9 protein-coding genes are annotated in these 12,917 nt (G+C 38.9%); 4 read left to right on the top strand and 5 right to left on the bottom strand.

Features of this window, described 5'->3' with window-relative positions; translation table 11 throughout:
* Window positions 1-124 precede the first annotated feature (124 nt).
* The 3 genes from UABAM_RS23610 to UABAM_RS23600 all read left to right on the top strand — a co-directional run bounded on the left by UABAM_RS23610 (window position 125) and on the right by UABAM_RS23600 (window position 3,141).
* Window positions 125-979, top strand: coding sequence for an endonuclease/exonuclease/phosphatase family protein (locus UABAM_RS23610; RefSeq protein WP_151970460.1), 855 nt, complete (start codon window positions 125-127; stop codon window positions 977-979).
* A 254-nt stretch (window positions 980-1,233) separates the two neighbouring features.
* A complete protein-coding gene (locus UABAM_RS23605) occupies window positions 1,234-1,413 on the top strand; it encodes a hypothetical protein (protein WP_151970459.1) in 180 nt (59 codons plus the stop codon).
* Between the two features lie 96 nt (window positions 1,414-1,509).
* Window positions 1,510-3,141: a nucleoside recognition domain-containing protein gene (locus UABAM_RS23600; protein ID WP_151970458.1), complete on the top strand. Its 1,632-nt coding sequence runs from the start codon at window positions 1,510-1,512 to the stop codon at window positions 3,139-3,141.
* A gap of 132 nt (window positions 3,142-3,273) precedes the next feature.
* On the opposite strand, the gene UABAM_RS23595 is transcribed toward UABAM_RS23600, so the two are convergent.
* The 5 genes from UABAM_RS23595 to UABAM_RS23575 form a co-directional block, all read right to left on the bottom strand.
* A complete protein-coding gene (locus UABAM_RS23595; protein ID WP_173013530.1) occupies window positions 3,274-3,666 on the bottom strand; it encodes a type II secretion system protein GspG in 393 nt (130 codons plus the stop codon).
* A 319-nt stretch (window positions 3,667-3,985) separates the two neighbouring features.
* Window positions 3,986-5,326 carry a hypothetical protein gene (locus tag UABAM_RS23590; RefSeq protein ID WP_151970456.1) on the bottom strand — a complete coding sequence of 447 codons (1,341 nt, stop codon included), beginning with the start codon at window positions 5,324-5,326 and terminating at the stop codon, window positions 3,986-3,988.
* 260 nt (window positions 5,327-5,586) lie between these two features.
* A complete protein-coding gene (locus tag UABAM_RS23585) occupies window positions 5,587-7,104 on the bottom strand; it encodes an acyl-CoA dehydrogenase family protein (RefSeq protein ID WP_151970455.1) in 1,518 nt (505 codons plus the stop codon).
* 4 nt (window positions 7,105-7,108) lie between these two features.
* A complete protein-coding gene (locus tag UABAM_RS23580) occupies window positions 7,109-10,144 on the bottom strand; it encodes an AMP-binding protein (protein WP_151970454.1) in 3,036 nt (1,011 codons plus the stop codon).
* Between the two features lie 19 nt (window positions 10,145-10,163).
* Window positions 10,164-11,201 (bottom strand): MupA/Atu3671 family FMN-dependent luciferase-like monooxygenase, encoded by a 1,038-nt coding sequence (locus UABAM_RS23575; RefSeq protein WP_151970453.1) that lies wholly within the window; start codon window positions 11,199-11,201, stop codon window positions 10,164-10,166.
* Between the two features lie 389 nt (window positions 11,202-11,590).
* Here UABAM_RS23575 and UABAM_RS23570 point away from each other — a divergent pair, with 389 nt between their 5' ends.
* Window positions 11,591-12,892: a sterol desaturase family protein gene (locus UABAM_RS23570; RefSeq protein WP_151970452.1), complete on the top strand. Its 1,302-nt coding sequence runs from the start codon at window positions 11,591-11,593 to the stop codon at window positions 12,890-12,892.
* Window positions 12,893-12,917: the final 25 nt, after the last annotated feature.

The following is a 12,917-nucleotide window of genomic DNA, read 5'->3' as shown; positions in this document are numbered from 1 at the left end:
TTTTTTTGTAATGGCAACTTCTGAACAAAATTGACAACCTATTTTTTTCTGCATTTCGATTGCGTTTTACTGAATCTTAGTTCATTTTTCGCAAATAGATGTATAAATTTTAAGGAACGACAATATGCTTACTAGGCAAAGAATAGCCATTATCATTTCAATGATTTTATTACTCACCCCTTTGGTATTTTCTCAAAATCAAAGAAGAACGTATCTTAAAATGGCCTCTTGGAATATAAGAATTCTTTCGGATGCTAGCAGAACTGACAGTGAATTGCGAAAAATCTCCGAAGTGGCAAGAGAGTATGACTTGTTGTCGATCATTGAACTTCGTGATGAAAAGGTTCTTAAAAGATTAACTCAAATTATGGACGAGACCTCTTCGAAAAAGTACAAATACGTTATGAGTTCTGGTGTTGGCAGTGGTACCCATATCGAATACTATGGATTTATCTATGACTCCAGCTTTATTAAAGTAATCACAACGCCTAAGTTGTATTCTGGAAAATTCAAATTCGCGCGAAAACCCGCGACGGCAAGTTTTAAGGCCGGGAATTTTGATTTTACAATAATAACAACACATGTTATTTGGGGAAAATCAACCATTCCACGTAAAAAAGAAGTTATGGAGATGAGTAACGTTTTTCGCAATGTCGAACGACGTGGAAATGAAAAAGATATTATACTAATGGGGGACTTTAACCGAAACCCTGGTGGCGAAGAATGGAATCCTTTAATAGGACAGTCATCTATGTATATGGCTTTTGATGGTTTTGAAAAAACCATGATTAAGGATACCAACTGCTATGACAATATTTTTTTTAAATCCATGTATCTTCGTGAATGGACAGGCACAACAAGAATAGATCGTTTTGATGAAGATCATTTTTATAACAATGATCCGAAAGCCCATGAAGTAGCTAGTGATCATAGACCTGTTTATGCCCGATTTAGAATTACAGGGGCAGACGATGACTAACTTGTAAATTTGGCAATAAATACTCATCAGCTCTCAAAAGTGAATATGTCAAAGAAAAATTTTGAGCACGCCTATTCTATTAATTGCTACAAAATGAAAGACGAAAACCAATATTGTGCTTGCGGCAGTTAAGCAAGTAGCTAAAGTAAAAAGATGAGCGACGGAGGTCACGATTTTTACGATTTAGAAGGTAAGATGTGTTCGGTCCTTCAAGATTAATCAAAACAGCAGCTAAATAACAAAAGGATTTTACCATGGAAACATTTATGACACAAAAAATGAGTGATGTGACTGTTTGCTTTGTCGCCAATAATAGCGAAGTTAAAGCCCAAGAAGTTGAATACTGTATTTCAAGTGGGTTTGTTCGTATCTCTACATCTGACGAAGTTCAAATAACACATATAAGCAACGTTGTGTTGAAAACAAAAGCCTAACTCCCTGAAAGTTTATCCAAATTCCTCAGCTGAAAAAGCTGGGGAATTTGGATATTACTAAACCTAAATTTAAAACTCCATCGTGTAGAAATAAAAATGAAAAATTCTGTAATACTTATCGGTAAGGAAAGTGTTGGTAAAAGTCAACTTATTCGTTCATTAACTGGTAAAAATGCCATCTCAGAAAAAGTAAAAGGCACGACAATTAATATTCAGTCTTACGAAACAAGTCAGTTCCACTTTATCGACACTCCAGGAATTCTTCTGGAAACAGACTCCCTCACAACCAAACTTGCATTAAATGAAATCCCAAATAGCGATTGTGTTATTTTGGTAATCACAGCCACTTCTATTGATAAGGACTTATCGGATCTTTTGCCGTTAGTTCAAGACAAGCCAGGAGCCATTATTATTACCCACTGGGATTTAGTAAAATCAAAGATCCACACAGAAATATTGCAAAAACTGGAACAGGAAGTAGGAATTCCCATCATAAACGTTGACACAAGAAATATTTCCTCTGATGAAAAACAGCACATACTGGACACTTTAACAAAGCCGCAAATATTCAAAAAAGCAAAAGTCACTACTCAAGTAGAATTTACTCTCAAGCCGAAAAAAAGTATATTTGAAGTTCCCTTAGTGGGAAAGTTATTCGCAATATTGTTGCTTTTATTGCCAGCTTGGGTTGCTGTCAAATTTGCTATTTTACTGGCCGATAATCTTTATGATACCGTTTATAATGGCCTAAATCCGATTATTCAAAAAATTAACAATCTACCATCTCCCATCAGCCACCTGTTGGGAACAGACTATGGAATTATTTCGATGTTTCCATTTTTGGTTTTGTACGCATTGCCAACAGTTTTTCTTTTTGCCATTATTTTATCTTTGTATAAAACAAGCGGCTTGGTTGATAGACTAACATTAACAATTCACCCATTGGTAGCTCCCTTTGGTATAGTCGGACGTGATGTTGTACGCATTGTAATGGGTTTTGGATGTAACGTACCAGCAGTGATCAGCACAAGATCTTGTTCTTCTTGTACGCGTGGTAATTGTATTTCGGCCATTTCTTTTGGTGCAGCTTGTTCTTACCAACTTCCTGCCACAATTGCGGTTTTTGCCGCGGCTAAAATGGATTACTTGATTATTCCATATCTTCTAATTTTAGCCATCACGACTTTGATTTATCTCTGGGTAACAACGCCCAAAAAGGCAAGAATATTTAGTAGTAAATTGGTTATTAGCGAACGAGATTTTATGCAGTGGCCTTCACTAAATGCAACAAAAGCAGAAGTCTTTGCGTTAGTGAAAGAGTTTTTCAGGGTTGCTTTTCCTATATTTATAGTTATTTGCTTAATTGCAGGAGTGCTAAATTGGTTAGGCGTTATTGAAGCACTGGCTTCACTCATGTCACCAGTAATGACTTTATTTAATCTTCCGGGAGAAGCAGCGGCAAGTGTTGTATTGGGATCCATCAGAAAAGATGGTATTGCAATTGGACTTCTTAATCCTGCGATGGATGGGATCAAAATTGCCATAAGTCATCCAGTTCAGATATTGACAGTGGTTTATCTGGCAGGTGTTTTACTTCCTTGCATTGTCACATTATTTACTGTGGCTAAAGAAATAAACGTAAAATTTGCCTTAAAACTTACACTAAGGCAAATGATTGCCGCGATTATTTTTAGTCTTTTTATTGCTTGGATTGGATATCTAATATGACACTGCACAAATAACCTATTTGACAAAAACAACATCGCTAAAATTTCATCTTTACTTTAAAACCTCAAGAGGTGCAACGTAACGTGCAACCCATGTGCACCTCTTATTTAAACAACATCAATTTACCTTTACCTACTTGGGAATTTCACTGTATTTGATATCGGTATTTTGCCCTTCGCCTCCTGACTTTCCATCAGCACCTAACGAAATAATATCAAATTGTGTATGAGATCTTTTATATAAATACTGATTGCCCCAAGGATCACATGGAATTATTGTGATTAGGATATTTCCTCTTTTATCTGGAATGGTAAGATCGATTAAGTTTTTAGGGTACTTTCCTTTTTTGATACGATAAACTTCAATCCCATAACCTAAATCGCTAATCTGTGCTTCTGCACGGCGTATCAATTTATCTACGCCGAAAATTTCGCCATGGAGAAGAGCCAACAAAAAGCCACAAGAAAAAGCGAATATTGCGACTTTGATGAGTAAAGATCCTCGTGTACTTTTGTATTTTTTCATCATCTTCTCCTTCAACTCAAACGATCATGGGCTTGTCTTTTACTTCTGTTTAGAAGACGTATGTTCTCTAGAATTGTTTAGTAGAAAAATTTAACAAGTTTCTAGAAGTCCCTTTGGTCTGTTGCACTATGGTTTTCTGATTGTCGTTTATAATTAGCTTGGAAAAAAAACGGAGGTGTATCCCAAAATTTTAAAATTTTCTAAAATTAGCCCCATCATCAATAGAGATATTGCTACTAAACAAAAACAGGTCCGACTGCATGACAATCGGACCTGCATCAAACCTTACGGTAAACAAATAGGAGGTAACTCAAAAGTTCTAGGTACCTAATTTCACCACCTTCATCAAAAATGAGCCTATCGATTTTGTTAGCGAGGCAATTTTGCTTACGTGTTTTGAGAGCTCTTCTAACTTTGTGATACTCACACCAGATATTTGCTCTATTTTTTTCAAGATTTTTTCTCGTGTCGAAACATTGGCTGACGCGTATGCTTCGAGTTGTTCTTTCATTAACTTTCCTGTTTCTTCGTAACCATCTACGGCATCTTCCATCTCGAGTATTTTGTCAATCATTTCGTCGATGGTGTCATTGGAAGCCTTGAGGTGCTCTTGAGCTTTATCTTGTTTTTCTTCAAGTTCGTTTATCTTTTGTAGGTCTTGCTTCTTCTTATTTTTTGCTTTTTTAAAATAGGCAAATCGGTTTTTTGTTTTCTTTCTCAATCTTGCAATTTTCTCGTCGAGTTTATCTATCTTTTTTTGTTCTTTTTCCACTTGTTTATCGAGCTTTGTGGCCTCTTTTTTCACTTTTGCAATGTCTACTTTAAAATTTTTGAGTGCTTGTTCATAAGAAGATAGATACATTTTCGCTTGTGTTTGCCAATCTTTGTCTGTGGTGGCTTTGTTGAGCAAAATTTTGAGACTTTCCTTTTCCGCTTCTATTGTCCCTTTGATTTTTTCTTTGCGTACATTGATCAAGTCTCTTATACCGGAAACAATTGTCAGAGAAGCGGCGATCACCGATGCTGAACCTGCCACAATCGCAAGTACTGAAGCCGGTGCCCCAGGGTTCCAAGATGTTCCCGCCACCGTTGCCAATGTTCCTAAAACGGCAGTCGCAATTGATATTGCTCCTCCAAGAATCTTTATCCCAATTTTTAAACCCTTTTTGATCTTCTTTTTTTTCGCTTTACTAAGCTCTTTATCGTTATCAACTATGTGATGCCATTCTTTTCGGATAATGTCTTTTGCTTCTGCAACAATGTCTGCTTTTTCTTTTTTGTAATACTTTGCAAATCTTTTCTCTACCTTTTCAATTTGCCCTTTTATTTTGACGGGGTCAGAATCAGGTAGTTCCATTTGCTCCAGCAACGTTTTGATTTGATCGTTCTTTTCTTCTATTTTGTCTTCGAGTTCTTTGGTTTGTTTTTTGAAATATTTTTGCAAACGCCGCTCAATCATCTTTATTTCTATTTTCGACGGTGGATGATTTTCGGGGAAACGCACGTTAATTTTGACATCTCCAGAAGGTTCCTCTATGAATTTCTCGTCGCATTTGATAATGTCAAACTTAAACTCCACTCTTTCGGCATTTACGAAACCTGTGAATGCACAAATTACCATAAAAATCAATAAGAACGATTTAAAATTGAAAGTTTTCATAAGGTCTTACCTTTCTTTTTTTTGATACCGTTTATACCGGGATGAGATTGTTAACTCGTAGAATATAAACAGCAATTTTCCCGCCAATATTCATTTTTTGACGTGAAAATAAACATAGATCAAACCAGGAAGGTTTTCGGTAATTGTGCAAGGTATCACAATAAGCCTACTTTTTGCGCTTTTATGCAAAAAAGCATTCATTTATTAACAATGTTGTTAACAATGCTAACATTTACTTTGGATTTAAAACGTTACACGTATTAGATTTTTCGACGTAGCAAACGATCCATATCACATTCCTCATCGGGAATTACCTGTTCAATATCGACATTGGCAAAAGAGTTAAGAATTTCTTGTGTATCAACCTCTCTCAATAGGTTATTGTATGCCTCTAGACGCAGTTGTTGCATTTGCGTTTCAATACGGTTTAAAATCCATGCCTCTGTGAGAGAGTATTCAGGTAGTACTCTTGTTATATTGCTCAAGCGCAAAGTTGCTAAGAGCACCAACCAACATGTCATTTTTCCACGTGCACTACATGCAAAATTTTCGTCGCTACCGAGTGAAGAACTTTGCAAAACAGAATCTAGTTCTTCTAAATAGCTTTTAAGATCTGTTGCTTTTAGATGTGCGAACACTTTTGTACGTCGGCTGCGCAATTTCATGAGCTGTCCACAGTAGTAAAGTAGAGTTTCCGAAGGCCCTTCAAAGATGCGTAGTGCACGAGCGTCGACGAAGAAATAGGCAAGTAAATTGTTTTCGCTATAACCTCTCCCTCCCAAAAGTTGTAGAGCGTCATCGACGACATCTCCGAGAAACTCCGTTCCCGTAATTTTGGCGACCATGTGAATTTCGGGAATGATGATGCTTTGTTGCAACAATTCACAGGTTGTGTAAACCAAACTTTCCACAGCGGAAATTTTAGCTCTACAGGCATTGATTTTCATTTTTGTGGCAGTATTGTCAATGAGGAGCCCGGTATTAATTTTACGCCGTGATGCGTAGCGTATGGTGTAGACTAAACAGCGTTTCATCGCCCCTAAACTCATTGCTGCGACCCCTAGTCGCGTAAATTGCATGATATCATTGGCGATGATGTAACCTTCTTCTACTTTGCCAACAATATCGGAGTCTGGCACAACGACATCGCGAAATAACATGTGGTTTTGCACGGAACCGCGCATTCCGATGGACAACTGTTCTTCACCAACGCTAAAGCCGGGCGTTCCGTTACGAACAATACACGCGGTCATACTATTGGGGATTTGTTGTTCTCCGGAGTGCTTTGCAATGACGCATGTGACCCCACACCAACTTCCCATACCAATCCACATCTTTTGTGCATTTAGTAGATATTTGTTTTCTGCCGTTTTTTTTATGGTACTTGTGATTCCTTGAATATGAGATCCTGCTTGTGGTTCGGTCATGGCAAAAGAAGTCAACATTTGTCCTGTGGCCAAAACAGGCAAAAATTCGTCGCGAAGTTGCTGCGAACCGAAATTCACAATAGGGCGTATTCCCATATTGTTTTGCCCTACCATGGACGCAATCGTAAGGTCAATACCTCCTAATTGTTCAATCACTTTACAAGACTCATAATGAGAAAGTCCCAATCCGCCGTATTGCTTTTCTATTTGAATGGCAAAAATTCCCTGCCGACCAAGCTCTAATATTACGTGCGGCTGTATGCATCTACGATCATTTTGCAAACGAAAATTGACCCGAGTTTGCGCAAAAGTTTTTAACCACGATGTAATTCTCTCGACGTTTTCTGACATAAAATCATCCCTCGATCATTGCGTTTTGCGAAATGTCTTGCACCAACTCGCGGACAGTTTTATCACTAAAAAAAAGTTCGACAGGAACTTCAATATCGTATTTTTCTTCAATATAATTGATTAAGGATACCCCCGTTAAAGAACTTAACCCCAGATTTTTTACCGGAAGGTCAAGGTGAATAGCTTCGCTGTCTACGGCAAGTAAGGTTGCCAAATGTAGTTGAAGATCTCTTTCTATATTTAAGCCAGATGTTGACGACATAGGGGGAGTAAAGCCGCGTATACTTTGGGCAATAACATCAAGTTTCCCATCAAGATACGCCTTACGGCATATGTGACGTTGTATTTTCCCGCTGGTGGTTTTTGGCATATGACCAGGTTTTATAAATACAACATTGTATATTTCTAGTTGAAATGAGCTAGAGATTGCCGCGCGAATAGCTGTTGCGACTTGCTCTATATCCACTCTGCGATCCATCAACTCAAAAGCGAGTACAATTTTTGCTTGTTGGTCACTATCTATCGTAAATGCCGCCCCACTGTTCGCACGAAGCACCTCGTGACTTTGCTGAGCAATACTTTCCAAATCATGGGGATAATAGTTCTTACCGCGCACCACGATAATATTTTTTCGACGCCCCGAAACAAAAAGTTCGCCATTTTTCATAAATCCCATGTCCCCGGTACGCATTACATGACTTGCGATGCCAGAAATGCTTTGTGTAAATACTTTTGCCGTTTCTAGAGGATTATCCCAATATTCTTGCGCAATACTCGGACCCGCGACGTAAATTTCTCCTTCTTCGTCTTCGCAACAAATTTCTTGGGTATCGGGATTCAAAATATACAACTGTACGTCGTTAGCACTGTGCCCACAACTAACAAAGGTGCTACCTTTTTTGTAGTAAAGTGCTGGTTGTTCTTCGCGAACACCACCACAAACCATCAAAGTAGCTTCGGCTAAGCCATAACAAGGATAAAAAGATTCATGGCGAAAACCATAGGCCGCAAATTTTTTATGAAAGCGTTCTAATGTACTTATTTGAACAAACTCCGCGCCATTGTATGCAACTTTCCAACTGGATAAATCCAGGTTGCGGCAATGTTCCTCTTTAATGTTATCGATGCACAACTCATATGCAAAGTTAGGTCCCCCGCTTATTTCAACTTTGTATTTAGAAATGGCCTGAAGCCAACGCAAAGGTTTGCGTAAAAAATCAACAGGTGCCATGCACACCGTTGTTGTGTGACTCACCAGAGAAACAAGAATACTACCAATTAGCCCCATATCGTGATAAGGCGGTAGCCAAGTAAAACCGACAGTATCCAAAGTGATTCCGAACTGTTTTTGAATAAAACGAATATTGTGACATAAATTTTTATGACGTAGAACAACGCCTCGTGGTGCAAGTGTACTACCCGAAGTATATTGGATCATGGCAATATCATTGCACGATATCACCGGCAGAGTTTCGTTAGCACTATTCTCCGCGAAAGCATCGGTATAAAGCCATAAAGAGGTGTCTATGTCGCTAATCTTTTGTGTTTTCATAAGCTGCTGTGTTTTTGTGTTGCTCAAGACAGCGGTTGCATTCGAATTGCAATAGATGGCCTTAAATCTTTCTACGGTATTTTTGCGCGGCAGATAGCAAGGGATGGCAACAACATTGGCATATATACATCCAACAAAGGCTTTAATAAAGTCCAGTCCCGGTGGATAAACGAGTAAGACATGTTTTTTCGTGAGATTATCATTCATGAGTTGTTGTGCGATGCGACGGGCACACTTATCTAACTCGCCGAAACTCAAACGCATTTCACTGTTTTCACCGTCTTCGAGAAACACAAATGCATCTTTGTGTGAATGTTCCATAGCACTGTATTGCAATAAATCGCGCAAAGTTTGTGAATCTTCTGTTGTAGAGCAAATCGTCTGCGGTGAGAGTTTCTTATAATAACGCCTTGCTACCTGTGTGGTTTTTATCCCCAATGAATTTAACTCGGACTGCATTTTTTGATTGGTGGCTGTTACCTGCACGACGTTTACCGTTTGTAGATTTTTATGACGAAGAACCATATCTTTTATTTCCCGAAAAAGAATCGCATTCGTTCCTTTCCCCTGAAACTCGGGAACAATGCCAAAACCATTGATCACTAGACCACGGGGTTCTTGCACTGCTGCGGAAAATATTTTTGGATTGTAGATACCTTGACACTGACGCAAAGCATCAGAAAAATCGGGAAATCCGAGTATTGCACTGATCATGGTGTCTTTGTAAAAGATTGTCTTGATAAATTCAGGTACCAATCCTTTTTTTACACGTTGTGTGATCGAAAAATATATTTGTTGCGCATCGGCGTGCCCCAAATTGTGATTTTGTGCGAGCGATTGTTGCAAAGTGCCCAAAATTTGTTCTACGGGAATACTATTTACATCGTCATAACTTTGTACACAAAGTTCTCGATCATCTTCTATTTTGTCTGCTAACTCTTCCAACCACTTTGGTAGTTCGAAATAACGACGCTCTATGTGGTGAGAGGTAAAATCAAGCTCTCTAGCAAATTCATTTTCCTCGAATAAATTCACATAGTAAGAATGATGGTAAGGAGCCATATCCATTATTTGCGAAGATTCAAAGCCGCGAATTAAAATACCATCCCCTTCGAAAAAGTCGAGGCGTTGCGGGCCGGAGATTTGCGTGGCGTTGTTGTGTTGTGCCCATTTTTCGGCTGTGTCAAAAAGCATTTTCGCTGTTTCACTGTGATTTTCACATTCAAATAAAGCAAACTGCGCACATGGTTGTTGTGGCTTTTTCATTAGCATAACCCGGCCTACATCGCGATCATTGCGCGAAGCAATAAAAAAATCCACTGCACACGATTGATGAATGGGATGAAGTTCGCGATTCAAATATAGACGAATATCGTTGCGTAAGGGTGGTACCCAATATGTATTATCTTTGTAAAACTGATAAGGGATTTCGATAAAACGTTCTACATCCGCTTCTATCTTTGTGTCTATTTGAGTGATTTTTATCATGGTAACGACTCCTTAATTACTAGACAAAATGATTCTTTAATTCATTGATGTACTGTAAATGTTCGAGGACAACAGAAGTGTGTATTCCAAAATCAATCAGACACGCGATTTCATCAACTCCTGCTTGGAAAAAATCATTGGCGAGAGATGCACAGTGGTCAACGGTACCTAACATTGCAGCAGTGCGAAAATAACGTTCAAAGGCAAATTGCAACATCTTTTCCTGGTCTTTGTGGTTGATCTCACGCAAAGTTTGCGATTCTTTTGACCACAAATCCGTCGCACTTTTGAGGTAGTCGCAAAAAGGTTTACGGACAATTTTACGTATGTTGTCTTCGTCTTTTCCGACAAAACAATGCAACATAAGAGTTACATGCCCGTACTGGTGGCCGTTTTCGCGTAGAGCTTGGCGATAACGTAATATTTTACTGTGCAGTTGTTGCGGATTTTGAAACAATAAAGCCGTTAAAATATTGTAACCGTGTTTTCCGGCATCGACAAACCGTTCTACGGAACTACTGCACGTTAGCCATACATTCAATTCTTTTTGTTGTGGCTTTGGGTAGACACAAATCGGTATACGATTTCCTGTCGCATCTTTGAAAAGTACATCCTCCCCAGCCCAAAGTTTCTTAATCTTTGCGATTCTTTCCAAATTGATTTCATGGCGCCTTGTGTAATTTTGCGGTGCAAAAATAAAGTCACTTTTACTCCATCCTGCGGCAATCGATAAATCGACACGTCCTTGTGAAAGATTATCAACTACTGCCCACTCCTCGGCAACACGTACCGGGTGATGTAGAGGTAACACAACACTTCCGGCACGTAAACGAATTTTTTGCGTGGTTGTCGCAAGAGTTGCCGCAAGAATTGCAGGGCTGGGATATAAGCCACCAAAAGGATGGAAGTGTCGCTCCGGCATCCACACCGCGCAAAAATGATTGCGATCGGCAAATTGAGCGCTCTTTTGAAAAAGTTCGTACTTATTGCGTTGACGATCGCAGTCACTGCTTGAAAAGTACAGTATACTAAACTGTTGCTTGGAGTTATTTGTCACAAGTGATCACTTTCATTGTACAGTTCGATAAAATTTCCTACCTCAAACTAAGCATATTGTGTGCCAATCACCATAAGAACTCTCACAAGCTTGCGCCCGTCTCTTTTTTATACGCTTTCGTGTTTTTTCGTCACTTTGTACAAACTCCACGAGTAATCATTTATTTTGATAAAAATTATCAAACTCGATAATTTCTACGTGCATGAACGAACATTCCACGGGGCAATTTTATTTTGTTTTACGGCAATGAACGAGACTTTGAGCCCTCAAGCAAAAGATCTCTAACGTATTTTGTTTTTGGTATACAAGTTGCTTTATATGATTTGCATTCATCGGTGGGAAAACGATCAAAACCGAATTGTTGGAGTAAATATTAGAAGGTGAAAACAATGACTAGACGAACATTCATAATACACATAATTGTTTTTTGTAGCGTAGTATTTACAATACTTTATACAATGCATAACCTGAATGCATCGCGATATGTAGTTGATCGCGAAGTGAGCAATACACAATTGCAAATCCCCAGTTGGCAAGAGGCACGAGAAAAAGAGCAGGGTTTTTTTGGAAACTATGTCAAATGGTTTGTGCCTATATTTGTCTCTCTCATTCTCATCGAAGTACTCGCCGCCAAAATAATGAAACGTCGTTTGTATCGTTTAAACGACTCCATCTGTGACTTAAGTTGCGGAATAGCCGAGCAATTGAGCACCATTACCGTTAAAGCCGTGCTATTTGGCTCTTACACATTGGTGTATGAAATATGCAAAGTAAAAGGTGTTCTACTGTTTCATCTTCCCAATGATATTTTCACATGGCTGATCGCGTTTATTCTAATAGATTTTGTCTATTACTGGGTACATCGCTTTAGCCATACAACTGCGATTGGCTGGGCAGGTCACTGTGTTCATCATCAAAGTGAAGAATTCAATTTTGCAGTTGCCCTTCGCCATGGAATTTTACAATCGCTTTTTAACTTTTGGTTTTACCTTCCTTTAGCAATCATAGGTTTTCATCCGCTGATATATGCCTCCACAAAATCACTCAATACCATATATCAATTTTGGATTCACACCAAGTTGGTCAACAAAATAGGAATCATGGAAAACATTTTGAATACACCTTCACACCATCGTGTACATCACGGAAAAAACGAACAGTATATCGATAAGAATTACGCCGGAGTATTCATCGTGTGGGATCGTTTGTTTGGCAGCTTCGCCCCAGAAGAAGAAGAGGTAGTTTACGGAACAGTGGCCCCCATTAATACATGGAATCCCTTTACTGCAAACTTCCAGTTTTTAGGGCATTTACTGCAATTAAGCTACCAAGCTCCTTTCTTCATCGATAAATTCAAACTATGGCTAATGCCTCCTGGTTGGACTCCACGAGAAACCAAAATCGCAACACAAAAGCACTACGCGTTTAGATATAAATACAATCCAGCGATAAGTGCCAAAGCTGCGATCTATGCGTCTGCACAATTCGTGATGACCGCATTTTGTGCTATTTTTTTGTTCGGCAAGTACAAATATTTGGGAGTAGAGAAGTTTTTCATGGTAGGCTTTGTTGTATTTTCACTTATATGCGTCGCCGCTATTTTTGATAAGAAGTCATGGGCTTTTCGCGCCGAATGTGCACGCTGGTGTTTTGCCATAGGCTTGTATTTTTTTTGGACCCATACATCGTAATCGTCACCGCGCCCCTAGCCGTAGC

The organism is Candidatus Uabimicrobium amorphum (assembly GCF_009002475.1).
Classification (GTDB): Bacteria; Planctomycetota; Uabimicrobiia; order Uabimicrobiales; family Uabimicrobiaceae; genus Uabimicrobium; species Uabimicrobium amorphum.
This window is presented reverse-complemented; position numbering and strand designations above follow the sequence as displayed.